General features: G+C 55.9%; 19 protein-coding genes. 7 read left to right on the top strand and 12 right to left on the bottom strand.

The genetic code is table 11. From position 1 onward, the window contains the following. Positions 1-57: 57 nt before the first annotated feature. The 4 genes from D4100_RS01550 to D4100_RS01530 all read left to right on the top strand — a co-directional run bounded on the left by D4100_RS01550 (position 58) and on the right by D4100_RS01530 (position 4,518). On the top strand, positions 58-1,494 hold the full coding sequence (locus D4100_RS01550) for a 6-phospho-beta-glucosidase (RefSeq protein ID WP_006321962.1): 1,437 nt from the start codon (positions 58-60) through the stop codon (positions 1,492-1,494). A 638-nt stretch (positions 1,495-2,132) separates the two neighbouring features. Then, positions 2,133-2,861, top strand: a complete 729-nt coding sequence (pcaH, locus tag D4100_RS01540; RefSeq protein ID WP_006321964.1) for a protocatechuate 3,4-dioxygenase subunit beta — start codon at positions 2,133-2,135, stop codon at positions 2,859-2,861. Beyond that, positions 2,861-3,484 carry a protocatechuate 3,4-dioxygenase subunit alpha gene (gene pcaG / locus D4100_RS01535; RefSeq protein ID WP_006321965.1) on the top strand — a complete coding sequence of 208 codons (624 nt, stop codon included), beginning with the start codon at positions 2,861-2,863 and terminating at the stop codon, positions 3,482-3,484. The genes pcaH and pcaG overlap by 1 nt, the downstream gene beginning before the upstream one ends. 98 nt (positions 3,485-3,582) lie before the next feature. Further along, the gene (locus D4100_RS01530) at positions 3,583-4,518 is read left to right on the top strand and encodes a LysR substrate-binding domain-containing protein (RefSeq protein WP_119802718.1); all 936 of its coding nucleotides are present in this window, start codon (positions 3,583-3,585) and stop codon (positions 4,516-4,518) included. Here D4100_RS01530 and pcaC read toward each other — a convergent pair. From pcaC to D4100_RS01505, 5 genes are all read right to left on the bottom strand, one after another. Next, positions 4,515-4,904: a 4-carboxymuconolactone decarboxylase gene (pcaC, locus tag D4100_RS01525; protein WP_006321967.1), complete on the bottom strand. Its 390-nt coding sequence runs from the start codon at positions 4,902-4,904 to the stop codon at positions 4,515-4,517. The two genes, D4100_RS01530 and pcaC, sit on opposite strands and share 4 nt — an antisense overlap. Continuing rightward, positions 4,897-6,261, bottom strand: a complete 1,365-nt coding sequence (locus D4100_RS01520) for a 3-carboxy-cis,cis-muconate cycloisomerase (protein WP_119802716.1) — start codon at positions 6,259-6,261, stop codon at positions 4,897-4,899. Before D4100_RS01520 ends, pcaC begins: the two co-directional genes overlap by 8 nt. Positions 6,262-6,405: 144 nt before the next feature. After that, complete coding sequence (locus D4100_RS01515; protein WP_119802714.1) at positions 6,406-7,584, bottom strand: 4-hydroxybenzoate 3-monooxygenase; 1,179 nt, start codon at positions 7,582-7,584, stop codon at positions 6,406-6,408. A gap of 10 nt (positions 7,585-7,594) precedes the next feature. After that, positions 7,595-8,950, bottom strand: a complete 1,356-nt coding sequence (locus D4100_RS01510; protein WP_119802713.1) for an MFS transporter — start codon at positions 8,948-8,950, stop codon at positions 7,595-7,597. A gap of 335 nt (positions 8,951-9,285) precedes the next feature. Then, entirely contained in the window at positions 9,286-10,647 is a 1,362-nt protein-coding gene (locus D4100_RS01505) for an MFS transporter (RefSeq protein ID WP_418346468.1), read from the bottom strand. A 519-nt stretch (positions 10,648-11,166) separates the two neighbouring features. On the opposite strand from D4100_RS01505, the gene D4100_RS01500 reads away from it, so the two are divergent. After that, positions 11,167-12,030: a shikimate dehydrogenase gene (locus tag D4100_RS01500; protein WP_119802712.1), complete on the top strand. Its 864-nt coding sequence runs from the start codon at positions 11,167-11,169 to the stop codon at positions 12,028-12,030. A 35-nt stretch (positions 12,031-12,065) separates the two neighbouring features. Here D4100_RS01500 and D4100_RS01495 read toward each other — a convergent pair whose 3' ends face one another. The 3 genes from D4100_RS01495 to D4100_RS01485 all read right to left on the bottom strand — a co-directional run bounded on the left by D4100_RS01495 (position 12,066) and on the right by D4100_RS01485 (position 16,354). Then, positions 12,066-13,940, bottom strand: a complete 1,875-nt coding sequence (locus D4100_RS01495; protein ID WP_119802710.1) for a bifunctional sugar phosphate isomerase/epimerase/4-hydroxyphenylpyruvate dioxygenase family protein — start codon at positions 13,938-13,940, stop codon at positions 12,066-12,068. Between the two features lie 180 nt (positions 13,941-14,120). After that, a complete protein-coding gene (locus tag D4100_RS01490; protein ID WP_006317303.1) occupies positions 14,121-14,999 on the bottom strand; it encodes an ATP-grasp fold amidoligase family protein in 879 nt (292 codons plus the stop codon). Between the two features lie 29 nt (positions 15,000-15,028). Continuing rightward, a complete protein-coding gene (locus D4100_RS01485; RefSeq protein WP_119802708.1) occupies positions 15,029-16,354 on the bottom strand; it encodes a lysine N(6)-hydroxylase/L-ornithine N(5)-oxygenase family protein in 1,326 nt (441 codons plus the stop codon). Positions 16,355-17,788: 1,434 nt separating this feature from the next. Between D4100_RS01485 and D4100_RS01475 the strand changes: the two genes are divergently transcribed. Further along, entirely contained in the window at positions 17,789-18,436 is a 648-nt protein-coding gene (locus tag D4100_RS01475; protein WP_119804088.1) for a TetR/AcrR family transcriptional regulator, read from the top strand. A gap of 21 nt (positions 18,437-18,457) precedes the next feature. Next, entirely contained in the window at positions 18,458-19,291 is an 834-nt protein-coding gene (locus tag D4100_RS01470) for an IclR family transcriptional regulator domain-containing protein (RefSeq protein WP_006317300.1), read from the top strand. Here D4100_RS01470 and D4100_RS01465 read toward each other — a convergent pair. The 4 genes from D4100_RS01465 to D4100_RS01450 all read right to left on the bottom strand — a co-directional run bounded on the left by D4100_RS01465 (position 19,288) and on the right by D4100_RS01450 (position 22,315). Then, complete coding sequence (locus tag D4100_RS01465) at positions 19,288-20,625, bottom strand: D-serine ammonia-lyase (protein ID WP_119802706.1); 1,338 nt, start codon at positions 20,623-20,625, stop codon at positions 19,288-19,290. The two genes, D4100_RS01470 and D4100_RS01465, sit on opposite strands and share 4 nt — an antisense overlap. Positions 20,626-20,759: 134 nt before the next feature. Then, complete coding sequence (locus D4100_RS01460) at positions 20,760-21,449, bottom strand: VIT1/CCC1 transporter family protein (RefSeq protein ID WP_006317295.1); 690 nt, start codon at positions 21,447-21,449, stop codon at positions 20,760-20,762. Positions 21,450-21,477: 28 nt separating this feature from the next. Beyond that, positions 21,478-21,948 carry a VOC family protein gene (locus tag D4100_RS01455; RefSeq protein ID WP_119802704.1) on the bottom strand — a complete coding sequence of 157 codons (471 nt, stop codon included), beginning with the start codon at positions 21,946-21,948 and terminating at the stop codon, positions 21,478-21,480. Between the two features lie 13 nt (positions 21,949-21,961). Further along, complete coding sequence (locus tag D4100_RS01450; protein WP_119802703.1) at positions 21,962-22,315, bottom strand: DUF1428 domain-containing protein; 354 nt, start codon at positions 22,313-22,315, stop codon at positions 21,962-21,964. Positions 22,316-22,404 lie beyond the last annotated feature (89 nt).

The following is a 22,404-nucleotide window of genomic DNA, read 5'->3' as shown; positions in this document are numbered from 1 at the left end:
CTATTCTCAGACGCTAACAAAATAGCCTTTCATTAATAAACGAATGAGAATCCAACAATGAAACAGCAACAGTTACCGAAAGATTTTCTGTGGGGTGGCGCCGTCGCGGCGCACCAGGTTGAAGGCGGTTGGGATCAGGGCGGTAAAGGCCCAAGCATCGCCGACGTGCTCTCGGGCGGCTCGCACGGCGTGGATCGCGTGATGACCGATGGCGTGTTGGAAGGTTATAGCTACCCAAACCATGAAGCCGTGGATTTCTACGGCCGCTATAAGCAGGACGTGGCGCTGTTTGCCGAAATGGGCTTCAAATGCTTCCGCACCTCAATAGCCTGGACGCGCATCTTCCCTAAAGGGGATGAGCTGGAGCCGAATGAAGCCGGCCTGCAATTCTACGACGACCTGTTCGATGAACTGCTGAAATACAACATTCAACCGGTGATCACCCTGTCCCACTTTGAAATGCCTTATCACCTGGTGAAGGAATACGGCGGCTGGAAAAACCGTCAGGTGGTAGATTTCTTCGTGCGTTTCAGCGAAGTGGTGTTGCGCCGCTATCAGCACAAAGTGAAATACTGGATGACCTTCAACGAGATCAACAACCAGAGCAACTACCAGTATCCGCTGTTTGGCTACTGCTGTTCGGGCGTGGTGTACAGCGAAGAACAGAACCCGGAGCAAACGCTGTATCAGGTATTGCACCATCAGTTCGTCGCCAGTGCGCAGGTAGTGAAACTCGGTCACCAGATTAACCCGGAATTCAAGATCGGTTGCATGTTGGCCTGCGTGCCCTTCTATCCGTTCTCCTGCAAGCCGGACGACGTCATGTACAGCGTCGAGGCGATGCACCAGCGTTACCTGTTCACCGACGTGCAGGTGCGCGGTTACTACCCGTCTTACCTGCTGCGCGACTGGCAGCGTAAAGGCTTCCAGATTGAAATGCAGCCGCAGGACGAGCAAACCCTGCGCGAAGGTTGCGCGGACTACATCGGTTTCAGCTATTACATGAGCAACGCCCTGCAGGCGGATGCGCCAAGCAGCAGCGACGCCATGTTCGGCTTCCCGGGCAACGTGCCGAACCCGCACGTTAAAGCCTCCGACTGGGGCTGGCAGATTGACCCGGTTGGGCTGCGTTATTCGCTGAACGTGTTGTATGAACGCTACCAGAAACCGCTGTTTATCGTCGAGAACGGCTTTGGTGCTTTTGACAAAGTAGAGGCCGACGGCAAAATCAACGACGACTATCGCATCGACTACCTGAGCGCGCATATCGAACAGATGAAGAAAGCGGTGATCGAAGACGGCGTAGATCTGATCGGTTACACCCCGTGGGGCTGTATCGACTGCGTGTCCTTCACTACCGGCGAGTACGGCAAGCGTTATGGCTTTATTTATGTAGACAAGCATGACGACGGCACCGGCACCCTCGAGCGTTCGCGCAAAAAGAGCTTTGACTGGTACCGCAACGTGATCGCCAGCAACGGCGAACAGCTTTAAAACTCACTGATTTTGCTTATGAAAACGAGAATGAGCCACAGCGATGCGGCTCATTTTTATTGGACCTTTGACATCCTCACTCGCTCAATAAAAACAATCAAAGCGCCAATCAACATTGATACGAAAAGCATTAAAACAAAAGTTACAAACCCGTCGAAACCATTCAGCGTGTTTATATATTTAATCGTGCAGATACACGTAAATAATGTAAACGCATAACCCATCGATTTCTTGATGCATCCATTCATTGTCAGCCTCGAAAATTCCCATACTACTAACCGAACCACTCTTATTTACCTGAGCGGACATTGTCGTCTGGTATCATCAAATAAGTTGATAATGGTTATCATTATCGAAGTTGAAATATCAGTGACCGCAAACGACATGTCAACCAGTGAAGTAGACAACCGTGACCGACGTCCGAGTTCCTTTGCTTCTTAATATCTCCTCGGAGCATCCTGTTCATTTGCTCTCGTTACATAACCTGAAGTTATGTAAAAAGCCGCTAGATTTCACTTTATCGTAACACTTCGGCTTGCGTAGACTCAGTGTGGGGACCGGGTTTCTCCCCCTTCGCGCTGACATAACAACAAACAGATCAGCCCTTTGTATCCTGCCTATGCCATGAGGATTTCCGCATGAGCCAGATAAACGAACTTTACCATCGCAACTACGATCGGCACCCGCCGGCGCTGGTGCCGGAATATAAAACCAGCGTGCTGCGCTCACCGAAGAACGCATTGATCTCGCTGCAAAATTCGCTATCAGAAATCACCGGTCCGGTATTCGGCCAGCATGAGCTGGGAGCACTGGATAACGATCTGATCCTTAACTATGCCAAACAGGGTCTGCCGATCGGCGAGCGGATCATTGTGCACGGCTATGTGCGTGACGAGAACGGCCTGCCGCTGCGCAATGCGCTGGTAGAAGTGTGGCAGGCCAACGCCGGCGGACGTTACCGCCATAAAAAGGATCAGTATCTGGCACCGATAGATCCTAATTTCGGCGGTTGTGGCCGCATGCTGACCGACGATAACGGCTATTACTTCTTCCGCACCATCAAGCCCGGCCCCTATCCGTGGCGCAACCGGGTCAACGACTGGCGCCCCGCCCATATTCATTTCTCGCTGTCCGGCGACGCCTTCGCCCAGCGGCTGATCACCCAAATGTACTTTGAGGGCGATCCGCTGATTGCCAGTTGCCCAATCGTCCGTGCCATCAAAAATGACGATGCGGTACGCACGCTGATCGCCGGGCTGGACAAAACCGCCTCGATTCAACTGGACAGCCTGGCCTATCGCTTCGATCTGGTGCTGCGCGGCCACCGCGCTACGCTGTTTGAAAACCGTCTGCAGGGGAAAGCATAATGCCGCAACAGTATCTGCCGGAAACGCCGTCGCAAACCGCCGGGCCTTATGTCCACATCGGTCTGGCCCCTCTTGCCGCCGGCTTCGACATCTTTGAAAACAACTTCAATCAGGTTCTGACCCAGCCGGAAACCCAGGGCGAGCGCATCACTATCGAAGGCCGGGTGTTCGACGGCAGCGGCACGCCGATCCGCGATGTGCTGCTGGAAATCTGGCAGGCCAATGCGCATGGCCGCTACAACCACCCTGGAGATCAACAGCAAGACAAGCCGCTGGACGGCGCTTTTCGCGGTTGGGGCCGCAGCTGCTCAGATTTTGAAACCGGCCACTATCGCTTTGAAACCATCAAGCCGGGCGCAGTTTGCGGGCGTGACGGCCGCCTGATGGCACCGCACGTTAATCTGTGGATCGTCGCGCGCGGCATCAATCTTGGGCTGCATACCAGGATGTATTTTGCCGACGAAGATGCCGCCAACCAGCAAGATCCGGTGCTGAATCTGATCGAACTGGAGGTACGCCGAAAAACGCTGATCGCCCATCCCGAGCGTCGTGGCGACGAGCTGGTGTATCGTTTTGACATTGTTGTTCAGGGCGAGCGCGAAACGGTATTCTTCGACCTGTAATTCCCGCCACCGCAGCGGCCGCAAAAAATCTGCACGCCAGTGCAAATATGCGGCCGCCGTCACTTGTTGCCTCTGGGGAAAATTCCCTACACTGGGGCATGAAAAAAGCCAATTTATTTATACAACGCATGCGCTTGCGCCACATCAACGGGTTTGTCGCGGTGGCGCAGGAGCGCTCGCTGAGTCGCGCAGCCGACAAACTGAGCCTGAGCCAGCCGGCACTGTCGAAAACGCTGAGTGAACTGGAAGCCCTGACCGGTAACCGCCTGCTGGTGCGCAGCCGTCAGGGAACCCGGTTGACCGAACAAGGTGAACAGTTTTTGGGGTATGCCACGCGGGTGCTGGAGGCGCTGACCGCCGCCGGGCACGCGCTGGACAGGCTTGACGACGCGCCGGCGCGGGTGCTGCGTATCGGCGCATTGCCGACCACCGCGCTGGGCATGCTGCCTCAGTCCATCGGCCAGTATCAGCAGGCGCGCCCTTATTCACGTATTCAGGTGATCACCGCCAAAAATACCGAATTGCTGACGCAGCTCAAAGCGGGTGACATCGACGTGGCGATTGGCCGCATGGCCGAACCGGAAATGATGAGCGGGATTGCCTTCGAACTGCTGCTGCTGGAATCATTGCTGATGGTGACGCGTCCGGGGCACCCGCTGCTGAGCGAGACCGTCACCCTCGAGCAGGCGCTGAGCTATCCGGCCATTTTGTCGCCCAAAGGCACGGTGCCGCGCCACAATACCGAGAACCTGTTATCTACCCAGGGATTCAGCCTGCCCGGTCAGTATATCGAAACGCTGTCCGCCTCTTTGGCGCGCCAGATGACGTTGCAATTTGACTATGTGTGGTTTGTGCCTTCCAGCGCAGTTAAAGCCGATATCGCCGCCGGGCAGCTTATTCCCCTGCCGCTGCCCACCCAGGGGATGGAGGAAGCGGTGGGTATTTTGAGTCGTAATGACGGCGAGCTGAGTGAAGCGTCGCTGGCGTTTATCGCCACCGTGCGCCGCATCGCCAACGCCACAGGTTCCGCTTAGTTCGCCTCGCGATCCTGCTCGGCGAAAACCTCCTCCGCCAGGTGGAATGCCGAGTTTGCCGCCGGCAGGCCGCAATACAGCGCGCTTTGCATCAATACCTCTTTGATCTCCTCGCGGGTCACGCCATTATTTGCTGCCGCTTTCAGGTGCATGCGCAGCTCGGCTTCGCGGTTAAGGGCGATCAACATGGCAATGGTAATCAGGCTGCGGGTGTGGCGCGCCAGCCCCGGCCGGGTCCAGATCTCCCCCCAGGCATAGCGGCTGATAAAGTGCTGAAACTCTTCGTTCAGCGGGCTGAGCCGGTCAAGGCTGCGGTCAACGTGGGCATCCCCCAGTACGGCCCGTCGTACCTCAATGCCCTGCTGATAACGTTGTTCATCATTCATGCCGTTTTGCTCCTGCGGTTAACCGGGATGCCTGATCCAGCACCCGTTGAGTAAATGTCTGCGCGCTGCCGAGATAACGTTGCGGATCCAGCAATGCGGCCAGCCGCTCTGGGGTTAAATGAGCCATGACCCTGCTGTCTTCCAGCAAGACGTCGAGCAACGTGCGCTGCTGCGCCAGCGCCAGATGGCACTGTTTTTCAATAAGCTGATGCGCCTGCTGGCGGCCGATAACCTCGCCCAGCGCCATAGTGACGGACTCGGCCATGATCAACCCGCCGGTTAACTTCAGGTTATGTTGCATCTGCTGCGGGAATACCTGCAAACCGGCGATCAAATCGCCCGCCGTGTGCAATGCGCCCGTCGCCAGCATCACCAACTCTGGCAGGCTTTCCCATTCGGCGTGCCAGCCGCCCAGCCCGCGTTCGTGTTCCTGCACCATAGCGGCATACAACCCACCGACCAGCGCCGGAACCCGGTTGGCCGCCGCGAGGATCGCCGCGCAGGCCACCGGATTGCGTTTATGTGGCATGGTGGAAGAACCGCCACGCCCTTCTGCCGCCGGTTCGGCGATCTCCGCCACTTCGGTTTGCATCAGTAAAGAGATGTCCCGAGCCAGTTTGCCCAGCGTACCGGTTAAACCGGCGTACCAGCCGGCAATCTCCAGCAGACGATCGCGCTGGCTGTGCCAGGGCGTATCCGCTGCGCTCAGTTGCAACCGCGCGGCCAGAGCCGTCACCAGCAGATCGCCTTCCCCGCGCAGTGACGCCAGCGTCCCCGCCGCGCCGCCCAGTTGCAGCGCCAGCACCCGAGAGCGCATTTCATCCAGCCGTTGACGATAGCGCAGCAAAGCATCCAGCGAACCGGCCAACTTTAGCCCCAGCGTGGTCGGCAGCGCGTGCTGCATCCAGGTTCGCCCGACCAGCACGCAATCCTGATGCCGCGTAATTTGTTGCACCAGCGCCGCCATCAACCGGTTCAGATCCTGTTGCGTGATGGCGATGGCATGCCGCAGTTGCAGCATCAGGCCGCTGTCGATAGCGTCCTGGCTGGTTGCGCCCCAATGAACGAAGCGTGCGGCGTCGGTATCCCGTTGCGCTACCAACGCCGTGAGTTGCTTCACCAGCGGAATAGCCAGATTGCCGGCCTGCGCCGCAGCCTGCGCCAGCGCGGCGCTGTCTAATAAATGACTGTGGCAACAGGCGGCGATATGCTGCGCAGCCTCTGGCGGAATGATCCCCAGCCCGGCTTGTGCCGTGGCCAGCGCCGCTTCGAAATCCAGCATGCCCTGCAGAGTGGCGGCATCGCTGAAACATTCGCTAACCGCTGAAGACCGCAACAGCGGCGTCAATAATTCCATAAATTCTCCGACCTTAAAGGGGCTTTTTCCGATGATGGCGCGGCCCAAGGCCGGCTGCAAGAGCGATAAACGCTGCTTTGGGCGATAATCGAAACATTGGGCATCTTTCTGCTACCGGTTGCGTTTTTTGTGATCCCGGTGGGGTCAGCTCATCTGAAAAGGCGAGCCGACGTAATTTTCCGCCAGCACCGTCATGGCGCTGCGCGACTTCACCGTATATTGCAGTTCCGACAGCTGCAGCCGCTGCTGGAATGGGCTGCCGTCAGGGTGGGTGTGCAGCATATTGGTCATCCACCAGGAAAAATGCTCGGCGCGCCATACCCGCTTAAGCGCATCGTCGCTGTAGCTGTCCAGCCGCCGCCAGCTTTTGCGCAGATAAAACTCCTCCAGCGCTTGTGACAGCAGGCAGACGTCCGCCATCGCCAGATTCAACCCCTTCGCACCGGTCGGCGGCACGATATGCGCCGCATCCCCCGCCAGCAGCAGGCGCTTGCAGCGCATGGGCTCGGTGACAAAGCTGCGCATGCCCACCACGTTTTTCTGAAAAATACGGCCTTTTTTCAGCGACCAGCCATCGTGATTTTCCAGCCGTGTTTCCAGTTCATTCCAGATGCGATCGTCCGACCATTGGGCGACGTTTTCCGCCGGATCGCACTGGAAATACATCCGCTGCACGCCCGCCGAACGGGTACTGATCAGCGCAAAGCCGCGTGCGTGTCGGGCGTAAATCAATTCATCGCTGGACGGTGGCGCCTCCACCAGAATGCCGAACCAGCCGAAGGGATAGATCCGGGTGTAATCCTGTCTCAGCCCACCGGGCATCGCCGCGCGGCTGATACCGTGAAAACCGTCGCAACCTATAACGAAATCGCAGCTTAACTGCCGCTGTTCGCCAGCGTGGCGGTAGCGAACCTGCGGCCGTTCGCTGTCCAGCGCCTGCAATGACACCTGCTCAACCTCAAAATAGAGCTGGGCCTGCGCCGCTTGCCGTGCGGCGATCATATCCTTCAACACCTCGTGCTGGGCATAAACGGTGATCGCCCGGTCAGTGAGCTCGGTGAGATCTATTCGGTGCTGTTGGCCGCCAAATGCCAGCCGGATACCCTGGTGCTGCGCACCTTCCCTGCGCATGCGCTCGCCAAGCCCGGTTTGATTGAGCAGATCTACCGTACCCTGTTCTAGCACCCCGGCACGAATAGTGGATTCCACCGCCTGCCGGCTGCGCGTCTCCAGCACCACGGACTCAATGCCCTGCAGATGCAGCAGGTGCGACAACATCAATCCAGCCGGGCCTGCGCCGATAATGGCAACCTGTGTACGCATGTTTATCTCCTTATAGCGCTTTGTTGAGCGAACCGGGCAGCGCCGGCGTGCGGGTGGAAAAATGTTTGATCATCAGCGCCAACGCAGCAACCAGCGCCGGAATGGCCAACAGGGTAAAAATGGTGCTGAACGACAGCTGCATTTGCATCAGCACCCCGCCGCTCATGGCGCCAAGGATGCCGCCAAAGCGCCCCAATCCCAGCATCCAGGCCACACCGGTCGCCCGTCCCTGGGTCGGATAGAAACCGGCGGCCAGCGCCGGCATTGAAGACTGTGCCCCGTTCATGCAGGTACCGGCGATGAATACCGTCACCGCCATCAGTATCGGATGGGTATAAACATAGCCAATCGCGCAGACAAACAGCCCGGTCAGCAGATACCCCACTGCCACCACCTTGTGCGGGTTCATCCGGTCCATCAGCCAACCGATAATCAACACGCCAATGCCGCCGCCCAGAGGAAACAGCGCAGTAATCAGCGAAGCCTGGCGGATGGATGCACCGGTTTCACGGATCAATAGCGGCAACCAGCTGGTCAGCAGGTAGAAAATCATCAGACCCATAAAATAGGTAAGGCACAGCATCAGCGTGCCCATCAGATAGCGCTGGGAGAAAATCACGCCCAGCGCCGATTTCGCCTTCACCTGGCCGCTTTCACTCAGGGTAAAACGCAACGAGTCCGGCAAGTTGATCGGTGCTATGCGCTTGAGCACCGCAGCGATGCGTTCGCGAGGATAACCGTGCACCACCATGAAACGCGCAGATTCCGGCAAGGCGACAATCAACACCACCGCCAGCAGCAGCGGCATTACGCCGCCCAGTACCATCACGCTCTGCCAGCCAAAGTGCGGGATCAGCCAGGCGGAAACGAAACCGCCCAGTGAGGAACCCAGCGGAAAGCCGCAGAACATCAGGTTCACCAGCAGTGCGCGTTTACGTTCAGGCGCATATTCCGACATCAGGGTGGCGGCATTCGGCATCGCTGCCCCCAGCCCCAGCCCGGTTAAAAAACGCAGCAATGTCAGCATGGGCAAGGAGGTGGCGAATGCCGTCAGCAGGCTGAAACCGCCAAACAGGATCAGCGACATCACCAGCACCTTTTTACGACCAATGCGGTCCGCCAACGGCCCGGCGGTCAGCGCCCCCACCGCCAGCCCCACCAGAGCGGCACTCATCACCGGCCCCAGCGAGGTCTTCTCAATTCCCCAGTCCTGCACCAGCGAAGTGGCGATAAAACCGATGATCGCAGTATCGAATCCGTCCAGCGCTACCGTTAAAAAGCACAGTATCAGGATCATCCACTGATAACGGGAAAAGGGTTTGTCATTGATAAACGATTGAATCTCTAAGGTGTTGTGATCGGACATTGGCGTTTCCTAAGTTGGCCTGGCGCAATAAGCCTGGCGGGAACGGCCAGACTCGACGCTGGCACAACCGCTAATTGTGCGATTATCGGAACTTGGTTCGTTAATCGACTTTCAAATCAAAACACCGCCGACAATAAGTTTCAATATTGTTAAATTAATTAGCGTGCGATTACCGAACGAGAAAAGACTAATGTTTTAAGAAGTTTTTAATTTTCAATTGGGTGAGAATTTTTTCGCAAAAAGGAAGGAATTGAGTTCTGTGAGCAAATTAACACTGGTGAAACATGACTTTCAGCCGCGCACCGGTCAGATTAGCCGGCGCGCTGCCTCAACGATCAAATGCTCTTGGCGATTTCGCCTGTGGGTAACTGAGCCTGGCGATTAAAGCCCCGGATACCCTTCAGGAAGATGGCGCAGGCGGTGATCACCGCTGGAATGGCGATAATGGCAAAGATGCGCTCGAATCCCCAGCCCAGCGCCAGCATCTCTGCACCGGCAAAGGCGCTGAGGATAGCGCCGATGCGCCCGACGCCGTGCATCCAGCTGGAGCCGGTCGCCCGCGCCTCCGTCGGGTAATAGTGCGCCGACAGCGCATTCATGCCGGTATTGGCGCCGTTCAGGCAAAAACCGCAGGCCAACGCCAGCACGCCGAGCATCACGCTACTGTGAGAAGCCAAGCCTATCAACACCGTGAAACAGGCTCCCAGCAGGTAGATAACGCCCAGTGCCCTGTGAGGATTAACCCGATCCATCAGCCAACCGGCAAACAGCGAGCCTGCAGTGCCGCCGGCTTGATAAAGCGCCGTAATTACCGCCGCTTGCGCCACACTCATCCCGATGCCTTTCACCAGCGTCGGCAGCCAGCTGCCAAGCAGATAGACCAGGAACAACGCCATAAAATACCCCAGCCATAGCATGACGCTGCCAAAACGGTACTGAGGCGACACCACAATCTGCATCGAGCCTTTACCGGGGGCTACCAGCGGCGGCAAAGTGTAGCGCGTGTTGGCGTCGGTACTCCCCGGCGCCAGTTTTTCCACAATCTTGCCGATGCGTTCAGGGCTGGCGCGCTTGGTCACCAGGAATCGCACCGATTCCGGCAGCTTGGCGAGCAGCAGCGGCACGCTAAGCAACGGCAGTATGCCCCCCAGCAGCAGCAGCGCATGCCAGCCCATCTGCGGAATAATCCATGAGGCGGCGAATCCCCCCAGCGCAGCGCCGAAGGTAAATCCGCAGAACACGACGGTGATAATGAACGACCGTTTCTTTTCCGGCGCATATTCGGATATCAGGGTGCCGACGTTCGGCATTGCCGCCCCCAGCCCCAGGCCGGTCATGAAGCGGAAGAAAATCATTTGCTCGATATTCTGCGAAAATGCGGTGATCAGCGTCCACAAGCCAAAAAAGAACACGCTGTTGATGATAATCACCCTACGACCCATCCAATCCGCCAGCGGCCCGGACAGCAACGCGCCTATCGTCAGGCCGATCAACGCCGCACTGATCACCATGCCAAGTTGATGATTGCCAACGCCCCATTCGCTTTTCAGCTCCGGCGCGATAAAGCCCATCAGGGTAATATCGAAGCCATCCAGTGCAATAACGATAAATCCAAGCAAAACGATCAATTTTTGATACCCGGATAACGGGCGATCGTTAATCAGTGTGCGAACATCAATTTCGTTTGAAGCCACAATGTCTTCCTCCGTACAGTCGGCTCAGGCCGCAAATGTCGTTATAAGCGTCGGGACTGTCTCCGCGTCGCTGTGTTATTCGCTTTACGGCCACCAGGGCTACAGGCGCAGATGAATGCAAATGTTCGATAATCGCACCAACATTCAAATATCGCACTTCCAATGTAAGAACTCTCAAGCGAGTCGGCAACGGAGGGTATCGATAATCTGGGCGGTTATCGAACCCATTGGTACGTTTGTCGCCAAGTTAAAACACCGCTCTACCGAGAGCCGATAATACAAAACGCTGAAAACTAATATAATTAATAACCTTATTGCCGGGTGAAACGCCAGCGCAGCGGCGAAAAATAATGTTGTCGAAGTGTGAGGAAGATCATCATGACGATGCCGGCACTCACGGATTGCTTAACATTCAGGCAACATGATACCGATCACAAATCGAAAATAGCCGGTTTACACAAGGTACCAAATGGTTCATTTTTTCTTCGTGTCGTGATCCACGGCCCTGAACCCGGAGAAACCATGAAGACTAATGAACAACCTCGCCCGCTCTATTTGCTCGCCCTGCTGGGCCAGGGCATTCAGGGATCGCTGTCACCGCAGCTGTACGAGCAGGAGGCCCGTCGGCAAGGCCTGCGTTGCGCCTATCAACTGCTCGATTTCACCCAGCGCGGTTGGGCCGACGAGCGCCTGCCGGAGGTGCTCGACAGCTTGGCGCTGTTGGGTTTCACCGGCTGTAATATCACGCATCCGTTCAAGCAACAGGTCATTCCCTGGCTGGATGAGCTGTCGCCTCAGGCCAGCGCCATTGGCGCAGTCAATACCGTGCTGTTTCGCAATGGCAAACGCATTGGCCACAACACCGATTGCGACGGGTTTATCACCCACTTTAGCCAAGGGTTGAGCGGCGAAAATATCAATCGCGTGGTGCAGGTGGGCGCAGGCGGCGCGGGCTATGCGGTGGCTTATGGCTTATTGGCGCACGGAGTCGGCCATTTGATGTTGCACGATCGGGATCCGGCGCGCAGCCGCAGCCTGCAACAGCAGTTGGCCCGGCACTTTGGCGAACAGCGGATCGGCGTGACGGAAGACGTGGCCGGGGCGTTGGCCGACAGCGACGGCCTGGTACAGGCCACGCCGATCGGCATGACCGGCCACCCGGGCATGCCGGTGGATATCGACTGGCTGCAACCGCGCCACTGGTTGGCGGACGTGATTTATGTTCCCCGGGAAACCGAGTTGGTGAAAAAGGCCCGCGCCAAAGGCTGCCGGGCTATCGTGGGCGACGGCATGGTGGTGAACCAGGCAGCGCTGGCGTTTCAGCTGTATACCGGGCACGCGCCGGATACCGCAAGCATGAGCCAGGTATTCCGGCAAGCCGGCTGACCGGAACGGGCGCGGTGATGAACCGCGCCCTGCCATCAGCGCAATTGCCGCATCGCCGCCAAACGTGCCGCACCATTTACCGCACCATACTGGGCGTACCCGCCAAGCCTTTGCAGTAATTCAAAGAAAAATCGCCCTTCGGCAAACGGCCGGCTGTAAACGTGCAACAGCTCGCCGCCCTGCGCGTCGCGATCGTAGAGAATATGGTACTGTGCCAGCCGGGCGATAAAGGCGTCGTCGAGATCAAAACGGGCAGCCAGATCTTCGTAGTAGTTATCGGCGATGGTCAACAACTGCATACCCTTGGCCTTGGCCTGTTCAACCGCCTGAAAAATATCCCCGGTCGAAAACGCGACGTGCTGTAGCCCGGCGCCGTGGTAGGTCTCCACCGTTCTGGCGCTGAGCGTCGCGTTGCTCTGCGAGACGTTCAGCGGCAGGCGGATGCCGTTACAACGGCTGTGCATCACCCGGCTGTGCACCAGCCCGTAAGGATCCGGCAGCAGTTGTTCGCCGTCCGGTTCGAAACCCGGCACGCAGCGCAAAAACATCACCCAGCTTTTTAATGCGTTTTCAGGCATCGCCACCGCCAGATGATCGATGCCCTCAAGTTCAGACGCCGTGCGTGTCGGCTTGTCCCGCAAATGGAAGTCATCCTGATAAATCGCCGCTTCGCCGCCGTTAACCGGGGTCTCAACCAGGTATATCAGGCTACCGTCTGGAGCGCACAGCGCCGGGATGCGGTGTTCATTCGGGCCAACCTGCCCCTGATAAACCGGATAACCGAAATCTTGCGCCCGCTGTAGCAAAGCGGACGGGTTAGCCACCCGCCAGGCCATGGCGCACAGCGAAGCGCCATGCCGCTCACGGTAATCAGCGGCAAATGAGTCGTTTTGCTGGTTAAGGATGATGCGCACCGCGCCGTTTTGATACAGCGTCACGGCCTTGGAACGGTGCTCACCGCGCAGGCTGAACCCCATCTGCCGCAGCCAACCGGCCAAGTTTTCCGCCTCCTGCCTGTTTACCGCAAACTCGATAAACTCGATCTGCCGGCTTTCAGGCAAAGGTGCGCTGCTGAATAACTCAGGCGTGGGCGGCTGGGTGGCGGCCACCTGTTCTTCCAGGTACAGCAGCGAGCGCAGGCCGTCCTGCGCCGTGGGCGCACTCGGCGTGGCGCGAAAACCGTCGTTGAAAATCTCCAGCGACCAGGGGCCGGTGTAGCCTTTTTCAACCAGTTTGCGGGTAAATTCGACCAGCGGTAATTCCCCCTGTCCGGGGAAACAACGAAAATGCCGGCTCCATTCGATCACCTCCATGTTCATCAATGGCGCATCGGCCAGTTGCAGGAAGCTGATTTTCTCCGCCGGGATATCCTCCAGGTGATCGAGGTTATCGCCCAGCGCCAAAATATGAAAACTGTCCAGCACCAGCCCCAGCGCCGGGCTGTCGACGGCGCGAACCCGCTCCCAGGCCTGACGATAGCGGTTCACATGCCGCCCCCAGGCGAGCGCCTCGTACCCCACCACCATGCCCTGTTGCTGAGCCAGGCAGGCCAGACGCCCCAGATCCTCAATCTGCAGTTCAATCTCTGCGGAGCAGTCTGGCGCTACGTTGCTGCAAAGCAGCATGCGGTCGCAGCCAAGCTCTTGCATCAGTGCAAACTTGCGCCGCACGCGTTCGAGATTGGCCGCCAGCCGATCGCGTGGGCCGCCCTCAAAGTCGCGAAATGGCTGGAACAGTGTAATCGCCAGCCCAAGATCCTGCGCCAGACGGCGGATATCCGCCGGTTTGCCGGGATAATACAGCAGGTCGTTTTCAAAAATCTCCACGCCGTCAAAACCGGCGGCGGCAATGGCTTCCAGCTTTTCCGGCAGGGTTCCTGCGATGGATACGGTGGCAATTGAACGAAACATGACTTTTCCCCTTTGCGACAGTGGTTACAAATCGGCTCGCCGCCGTTAAAGGGGAAACGGGCGGCGGCATATGCAGTTATAAATGTACCATAAGGTTCATTGTGTCAATGTGCCGCCCGCGAACGTTAACAACTCTTTAACCCGGATCACAAAAGCGCCCGCTGCGGAGGATGTCAGGCGCTATTTGAGGTTAAGCATCTTCCCGAGCAAGATATCTGTGGGTTCGAGTATGTCCGTATCAATCCCTGCCGAGGGTGTGAAGGTCAATTCGCCAAAGATGACTTTGCCATTGGAGATATAGAAATCGACGCGGACAAATTCAAAGGGCTCAGACAATATTCTGGCGTACTCAAAGAGTTCATCGTAACCTTCGGGCTTAACAAAAGCATCGATCTCTTCCTGGCTGAGAGCCAGGCAGTCTTGGCTATAACAAAGAAACTTGAAGTCTTTATCGAAGAAGTAATATTTTGGCATGCCGGTTTCCCTACCGACGCAAAGTAATGTGCAGTAAGGAACGCCATGGAAGCAGTATATTTTATAATCATCAGGGCCAACGCCATTAGATGACTCTATGAATTTCTCACCTATTATTTTTTTATTGATGTTCTTGTAATTTAATTCCGCATAGACCTTCCAATAGTCCTCACGCATCCAGTTTTCAATGGTTTTCGACGTTTTTACGATATCCAGAGAACTTTTATCCTGACAAATCAGGTTGTAACCCGAACCATGGTTTCCCTTGATCACGAACTTATCAGGTAAGGAACCCCATGGGATCTCATGAACCGAATCGCAGGCGAAGTAGAGTTCATTGAGAATTTCCTCACATCCCTTGGCCTTTAGATACTCTCTGACTGCGTATTTATCCGCACATTGCGTGACCAGTGCATTGTTGCTGTAATCGTTGAGTTTGAGATAATTTATCTTCTCGTTCCATGTCGACGGTGGGTTTAAATTCAATCTTTTTCCGAATGCCCTTTCGTATATAAATCTCGTCTTGAACGTCGGCGCAAATGTAGCCAATTGATTCATGATGAATTTATTAATGTATTTTCTCATGCAAGCCATCTCATCATTTGATTAAAATATTAAAAAGGTGACCGAGAGGTCCCAAAGGAATTTAAAGCGATTGGCTGTTCTTGCTCACTGCGCCATTGAATCATCGCCGGGGTGGTGCTCAGATCAAATTGATTCTGACCTAAAGCTCGATTGAGAATGCGCGCCGAACGCCAGGCTATCAGGCTAAGCTGAGGATCGGCGATACCGTGATGGTGCATGCTGGCGTTGACAGCAAACAGGCAATTCTCATGTACCCCTTCCCGCTCAAGGGTAAAATCAGAAGCGATACGGTATTGCCCATCGGCGGTGGTTAACAAACGATCGGCCAGGGAATCAAGAAAGGCCGGACGGGCCTGTTCATAACCGGTGGCAAAGATAACCACGTCTGCATCAAAGCTTTCTCGCCCTTGATCAAGGTGATGCAGCGTCTCTAACTGATAAGCATTGTCTTTGGCATTAAGGGCCGTAACTGAACGGCTGGGTAGCAAGCGCACCCATCGCTTCTCACGGAGCACATCGAAGTGGTGATACATGGCGCGATAAATTGCCAACAGAGACTCGCTGGTGATGCCATCAGAAGTCATCCTTTGTTCCAATAGCATATGTTCTTTGGCCGCGTGACCGAGTGTGTAGAAGTTGTCGACATAATCTGGCGTAAAATACTCGTTGGCAAAGGCGGCTTCATCAAGTGCGTTGTAGTTGTTGCGCCGAGATATCCAGCTAAGTTGTTCTGGCCGACCCCATTCCCCCTGGAAAATATTCAGGAACAGGTCAGCACCGCTTTGGCCTCCCCCCACAATGGCCACGCGTTTTCCGGCAAGTTTTGGCTGACGCAACATCATTTCGCTGGCGTGAAAACATTGATCATTTTGTTGGGTTACGCAGTCCGGCAATTTGATTTGCTTGCCGATACCCACACACAGGTGTTTAGCGTAAAACACATCATTTTGAGTGGTGACGACAAACTGCCGTTGATTGTCATCAAAGTCCACACGACGAACCTCTTGATTGAACATCAGCGAATCCAACCCCGTTGCCGCCCAGTTGAGATAATCGGCAAACTCTTCGCGTGACGCGGTACGCTGCTCAGTCGTCAGGAAGCGGTAGAACTTTTTACTCTTCACCAGATAGTTGAGAAAACTATAAGGATTGGTTGGCGAGACGGCCGTGACCAGATCCTTCAAAAAATGGGTCTGCATGCTGCTATCCGCCAGGATCATGCCTGGGTGCCAAGAAAAGTGCGGTTTGCGTTCGAGGAATTTGCAATTGAAACCCTCGATTTCGCTTCCAAGCGCAGCAAGGCTGAGGTTGGACGGACCGATACCAATACCGATAAAGTCCAAACGCTGGTTCATTGAGTGTGCTCCTGAGTGAATAAAAATATTTCCAAAAAATATATCCCGTGGTCCGGTAAAGTAACGCAACTAAACTAAATAGTGGCATTGGGTTTATTGACGTCCTCAGCGTGAGGCACGATTTTCATTCACCCGCTGCGTATTGTTACTGTTCCCTAACGCTCACCATTAGCGACCACAAGATAAAAACATTAAGATAACCGAAATAGTCCGCCATTTTATTTCACTTAAAAATCTCACGTATCACGTTTTGACAAGCGACTTTCAGCTAAAATAAAAAACACGGCACAGCGCTATAAAAGGAGAATGTTTCAGGAGATAATTTAGAGACAATAAAACCCAATAGATCAATAGAAAAATCCATAACATGTCCCTATGTTATCTGCATGTCCCGCATAACATCATCCTTAATTTGACATTGCCGAATCAGAGTAGCGGCAAAGCGGCAGCCTGGCATGTAAAAAAACATAAAATAAAACTCAACGCGCTTTGTTAATGTAAAAATAAAAGTGAAATCGTCAATATTCATAAAATTTCACTTTGGTTTAGCCATGATTGCAGGCGTTTCTCCAGGTTGCAAGGCTTCTAAAATAAAACGAAAATTCAATTAAATAACTTTAAAATCAATAAGTTAAATAAAATAAATTGTAAAACCACGGCTAAATCTTGCCTTGCGCAATGTCTGTATGCCGCCCACCCTCTCGCAGTGCGTTTTTTGCACAATTTGAAGTTCACCATCGGACTGTTTATCCGGGTTTGCTTTTCGCCACCGCTTTTTTCAGATATTTTATCCTGCCGTTGTCACCTATACGGCAGATACTCCTCCTCGTTTTCCCGCAATATCCATGCTCTGACATCAATGAGCGCCTTATCGGCATGGCCCACACCTCATTTTCAACACGTCGATTCCCCTTGAACAGCGACAAGTCAAATTAAGTCTTTCGGCGTTGAAAGGAAAATGACAGGAGACGTATGAACTACAGTCCATCAGGGAAAAAAGTGCAAACCAACTTCGTAATAATTAACCAGAGGAAAGACTGAATCGGGGAAGCCGGAGGGGGTGAAAAAACACTTTCCGTACGATTCTCCATCCGTTTACATCACTCATTTTTTAAACCCAGAGTTGAGGTTTTTATATCAAACGCAGCCTCTGTTCAGATGGATATATTCTCTACCCGGTGATGAGAAACAAGAAAACAGTCCCTTATTAATAGGATTCTCTCGCAGATTCAGGTTCTTTCTTTACCCCCTATTCCATACTTTTATAGCTGCCGATTGAGCGATCGTCGCTCAACGCAGCGGTATCATCCTGCGCCCCGTCATCGCCTGTTTGAGCAACATGATGGCGCTCACAAAAGCGCCGCCGCAGCGGATTGTATTACCCGGTCACCCCGGTTACTCTTAACCGGTGTACCCAAACGATAAGTGACTGATGTGTTGAACAATGATGATATCCCCGCCACCAAACGCAAAAACGACCCGGTCGGCCTGAAACAGCGAATTTTTGCCGGGGCGCTGAGTGAGTTTGCCGAGGCGGGCCTGAAAGGCGCCCGCATGGAGAACATTGCCGAGCACGCGGCCACCACCAAACGCATGGTGGTTTATCATTTCAAGAACAAGGAGTCGCTCTATCTGGAGGTGCTCGAACACGTGTACCAGCATATTCGCGCGCACGAAACCGCGCTGGATCTGCAAGCGTTGCCGCCAGTGGAGGCGATGACCCGGCTGGTTGAGGAAAGCTTCAACTACCATGCGGAGCACCCTGACTTCATCCGCGTGATTTGCATGGAGAACATGCTGCGTGGCCAGTACATCCGCCAGTCACCGCGCATTAAGGCACTGAATCAGAGCGCCTTGAGTTTGCTGGAAGATATCTTGCAGCGCGGCAAGCAAAGCCGGGAGTTTACTGCAGATGCCAGCGCCGCCGACGTGCACCGCTTGATCAGCAGCCTGTGTTTCCACTATGTTGCCAACCAGTACACCTTTAATACGCTGTTCGAAAGTCATGAACCGCCGGAAGACCAGGTTATCCATAACCGGCGGCTGGCCGTCGTGGCGACCCTGCGCTATCTGGCGCTGTAAGCATTTAAACCGGGAGCCTGAATGGCCAAGATCTCTGCCGGCGAAGACATCGCCATCCATGACATTACGCTGTCCGCCGCCAGCGGCGATCCTTTCAAGGGCGATCCCAATTTTATGGCCTCGCTGGCGCGGGGGCTGGAGGTGATCCAGGCCTTTACCCCGCAACGCCGCCTGATGTCGATTTCGCAAATCAGCCAGAAAACCGGCATTCCGCGCGCAGCGGTGCGTCGTTGCCTGTATACCCTGAACAAGCTGGGGTTTGTTTACGCGCAGGACGGTAAAAACTTCGAGCTGCGCCCGCGTATTCTGACGCTGGCCCATGCCTATCTCGGCTCGACACCCTTGGCCAAAGCCACCCAACCGGTGCTGAAACACATCAGCCAATTGCTGAATGAATCCTGTTCCATCGCCACGCTGGACGGCGACAACATTTTGTATATCGCCCGCGCCTCCGCCGAACGCATCATGACTATCGATCTGAACATAGGCAGCCGGCTGCCGGCGTTCGCCACTTCGATGGGGCGCGTGCTGCTGAGCCATCTGCCGGCGGATAAGCGGGATGATTACCTGCAACGCATCACCCTGATGCGCTATACGCAATACACCATCGGTTCCATCGACAAACTGCGCGAAGAGCTGGATAAGGTCCGCGCGCAGGGTTATGCGATTAACGATCAAGAGCTGGAAATCGGCCTGCGTTCCATTGCCGTGCCGATCACCTCGGCCAACGGCAGCGTAACCGCGGCGTTAAACGTCGGCGTACAGGCCGGCCATGTCCCGGTAAGTGAATTGACCGAGCGCATCTTGCCGATCCTGCTCGAAGGCGCGCAAGAGCTTTCCCTGCTGACGCACTAACCGGCCTCGTGCACGTTGGCCAGGTATTTCGCCATCTCCGCCGCTGGCACCATGCCGCCGCCGGTAGCCCATACCAGGTGAGTGGCTTGGTTCATCTGCCGTTCATCCAGCCCGCGCCCGGCCAGCCATTCGGAGTTAGCCGCCACGCGCCACGGCCCCGCCATGCCCGCCAGCGCCGAAGGTTCCAGCTGAATATGTTCCTGGCTATCCAACAGCCCAAGCAGCGCGAACATCTCGCGATCGCTTAACGTATAAAAAGCGCTGAGCAGGCGCTCCATGGCGCGGCCAACAAAGCCGGAAGCGCGCCCAACCGCCAGCCCGTCCGCTGCGGTTTGGTTATCGATGCCAAGATCCTGAACCGCGATCCGATCATGCAGCCCGGTATAGACCCCAAGCAGCATGCAGGGCGAGTGCGTCGGTTCGGCAAAGATGCAGTGAACGTGGTCGCCAAAGGCCAGCTTCAACCCGAAAGCCACCCCGCCCGGCCCGCCGCCGACGCCGCAGGGCAGATAGACAAACAGCGGGTGCTGCGCGTCAACCCGAATGCCGCGCTCGGCGAACTGCCGCTTCAGGCGGCCACCGGCCACCGCATAACCGAGAAACAGCGTTTGCGAGTTTTCGTCATCGATAAAAAAGCAGCTCGGATCGCCCGCCGCCTGTAACCGGCCCTGCTCGACGGCAACGCCGTAATCCTGTTCGTACTCGACCACGTTGACGCCATTGTCGCGCAGCTTCTGCTTTTTCCATTCGCGCGCATCCGCCGACATGTGCACGCTAACGCTGAACCCCAGCCTGGCGCTGATGATGCCGATCGACATCCCCAGATTACCGGTTGACCCCACGGCAATGCGATAACGGCTGAAAAACTGGCGAAACTCTTCCGAGAACAGCTTGCCGTAGTCGTCCGTAAGCTGTAACAACCCCGCCGCCAGCGCCAGTTTTTCCGCATGCGCCAGCACCTCGTAGATGCCCCCGCGCGCTTTGATTGAGCCGGAGATCGGCAGATGGCTGTCTTTTTTCAGCAGCAAATGGCCACCGAGTTTCAGTCCATAACGCTGGTCGAGCGCAGTTTGCATCGCCGGGATGGCGACAACCTCGGATTCGATCACGCCGTTGGCGGCCCGGGTTTCCGGAAAAGCGGCGCTCAGATAGGGGGCGAAACGCGCCAGCCGCTGCTCCGCGTCGGCGACGTCGTCAGCAGCCAATCCCACGTACGGTAACCCCGCCTGCAAGGTCGTTGCACGCGGGTTGAACCAGGTTATCGGTTTGAGGTCGATCAGGTCCTGCACCAAAGGGAATTGCGTAATCCACTGCTGAATCTGTGATTCATCCATTGTTATTCTCTACGCTACGTAACGATTTCCCTTAGGGTGCAGCGATTCAGCGGCGCTGACAAATGATAAAAACTCAGCCTTGCGTGAGCGGCATTAATGCAAAAACTGATTTTGTTGCACGGCTGGCGTAACTATTACCCCACCGCAGCCCCAAACAGCAGGCCAACGCCGGAGGAAACCGCCATCGCCAGCGCGCTCCAGAACAGGATACGCACTACGCCCGGGCGGATAGGTGCGCCGCCAGCCCTGGCGGCAATCCCGCCGAGAACGCCCAAAGACACCAGTGCGGAAACAACGATAGCCGGAATGGTCCATGCGACCGGCGCCAGCACCGCGACCAGTAACGGCAGCAGCGCCCCGACGGAAAAGCTCAGCGCCGAGGCCAGCGCCGCCTGCAATGGCCGCGCCGTGGTGATGGCCGAAATCCCCAATTCATCGCGGGCATGGGCCCCCAACGCATCATGCGTCATCAGTTTTTCAGCCACCTGTTTGGCCAGCGCCAAATCCAACCCGCGATGCACATAGATAGAGGTCAGTTCACGGTACTCGCCCGGGTAATCGCTGAGCAACTCCGACTGCTCCTCCGCCAGTGCGGCCTTTTCCGTATCTGCCTGCGATGACACCGAGACGTATTCGCCGGTAGCCATCGACATCGCGCCGGCGACCAGCCCGGCAATGCCGGCAAGCAAGATGCCGCCGTGCGCCGCATTGGCCGCCGCCACGCCGAGCAACAGGCTGGCCGTCGAGACAATCCCGTCGTTTGCACCAAGCACCGCCGCCCGGAGCCAACCTATATTCTCAATGCTGTGCCGCTCTTTGTGCATCATGTCCGTCCTTGTTGCGGGGATAAAGTTAGCCGCGAGCCGCCGCTTCCAGCCCGGCGATATCCAGTTTGACCATCTGCAGCATAGCTTCAGTCACCCGTTTCACCTTCGCGCTGTCGGGGTCGCTCATCAACTCCCCCAACCGCCGGGGGACAATTTGCCAGCTCAACCCCCAGCGATCGCGCAACCAGCCGCACTGCTCTATAGTGCCGCCTTCGCTTAACGAAGCCCACAGCCGATCCACTTCCGCCTGATCCGCGCATTCAACCATAATCGAAAAACTGTGATTGAAAGCATCGAGCGGGCCGGCTTCGATAGCCGCATAGCGCTGATCGCCGAGGGTAAAGGCCGCCAGTTTTACGCTGCCTGCAGGGCCGCTCGGAGTATCGGCGGGCAAGGTGGAGCTCCAGGTCAGGGAAGAACCGGGGATCAGCGCGATGTAACAACGCAACGCGGCTTCCATGTCTTTTTCAAACCACAGGTGTTGTGTGATCTTCATCTTACCCTCTCCGTTACTCGTCAAGGATCGGTTCGAAACCGCCGAAAATCATGCGTTTGCCGTCAAACGGCATCTGCTCGCCCAGCGCTTTCATGCGCGGGTCGTTCATCATTTTCTCGTTGGCGGCGTCACGCACCGCTTTTGAGGGGTATTCGATCCAGCTGAAAACCACCACTTCATCGGCCTCGGCTTTCACTGCACCGCGAAAATCGGTGAGTTTACCTTCGGGCACGTCGTTGCCCCAACATTCGACAACCCGCGTCGCACCGAACTCTTTAAACAAGGGTGCGGCCGTGGCGGCCAGCTTAAGGTACGCCTCTTTCTTGGCGGCAGGCACCGCCACAACAAAGCCATCAACATAGTTCATGAGATGATTCCTCTTGTCCGTTTGGACATCAGGTATGGCGCAAGCGACATTGCCCGCGCTCCCTTCCATTTTAGACCCCCTGGCCGGGG

It is taken from the genome of Serratia inhibens, assembly GCF_003591175.1.
In the GTDB taxonomy this organism is placed as follows: Bacteria; Pseudomonadota; Gammaproteobacteria; order Enterobacterales; family Enterobacteriaceae; genus Serratia; species Serratia inhibens.
Note: the sequence above shows the minus strand (reverse complement) of the source record. Positions and strands in the feature narration are given on the sequence as shown.

Excerpts from the sequence above, each read along its gene's own strand:
- D4100_RS01550 (WP_006321962.1), top strand. The coding sequence starts at position 58 with ATGAAACAGCAACAGTTACCGAAAGATTTTCTGTGGGGTGGCGCCGTC.
- pcaH (WP_006321964.1), top strand. The coding sequence starts at position 2,133 with ATGAGCCAGATAAACGAACTTTACCATCGCAACTACGATCGGCACCCG.
- pcaG (WP_006321965.1), top strand. The coding sequence starts at position 2,861 with ATGCCGCAACAGTATCTGCCGGAAACGCCGTCGCAAACCGCCGGGCCT.
- D4100_RS01530 (WP_119802718.1), top strand. The coding sequence starts at position 3,583 with ATGAAAAAAGCCAATTTATTTATACAACGCATGCGCTTGCGCCACATC.
- pcaC (WP_006321967.1), bottom strand. The coding sequence starts at position 4,904 with ATGAATGATGAACAACGTTATCAGCAGGGCATTGAGGTACGACGGGCC.
- D4100_RS01520 (WP_119802716.1), bottom strand. The coding sequence starts at position 6,261 with ATGGAATTATTGACGCCGCTGTTGCGGTCTTCAGCGGTTAGCGAATGT.
- D4100_RS01515 (WP_119802714.1), bottom strand. The coding sequence starts at position 7,584 with ATGCGTACACAGGTTGCCATTATCGGCGCAGGCCCGGCTGGATTGATG.
- D4100_RS01510 (WP_119802713.1), bottom strand. The coding sequence starts at position 8,950 with ATGTCCGATCACAACACCTTAGAGATTCAATCGTTTATCAATGACAAA.
- D4100_RS01500 (WP_119802712.1), top strand. The coding sequence starts at position 11,167 with ATGAAGACTAATGAACAACCTCGCCCGCTCTATTTGCTCGCCCTGCTG.
- D4100_RS01495 (WP_119802710.1), bottom strand. The coding sequence starts at position 13,940 with ATGTTTCGTTCAATTGCCACCGTATCCATCGCAGGAACCCTGCCGGAA.
- D4100_RS01490 (WP_006317303.1), bottom strand. The coding sequence starts at position 14,999 with ATGAGAAAATACATTAATAAATTCATCATGAATCAATTGGCTACATTT.
- D4100_RS01485 (WP_119802708.1), bottom strand. The coding sequence starts at position 16,354 with ATGAACCAGCGTTTGGACTTTATCGGTATTGGTATCGGTCCGTCCAAC.
- D4100_RS01470 (WP_006317300.1), top strand. The coding sequence starts at position 18,458 with ATGGCCAAGATCTCTGCCGGCGAAGACATCGCCATCCATGACATTACG.
- D4100_RS01465 (WP_119802706.1), bottom strand. The coding sequence starts at position 20,625 with ATGGATGAATCACAGATTCAGCAGTGGATTACGCAATTCCCTTTGGTG.
- D4100_RS01460 (WP_006317295.1), bottom strand. The coding sequence starts at position 21,449 with ATGCACAAAGAGCGGCACAGCATTGAGAATATAGGTTGGCTCCGGGCG.
- D4100_RS01455 (WP_119802704.1), bottom strand. The coding sequence starts at position 21,948 with ATGAAGATCACACAACACCTGTGGTTTGAAAAAGACATGGAAGCCGCG.
- D4100_RS01450 (WP_119802703.1), bottom strand. The coding sequence starts at position 22,315 with ATGAACTATGTTGATGGCTTTGTTGTGGCGGTGCCTGCCGCCAAGAAA.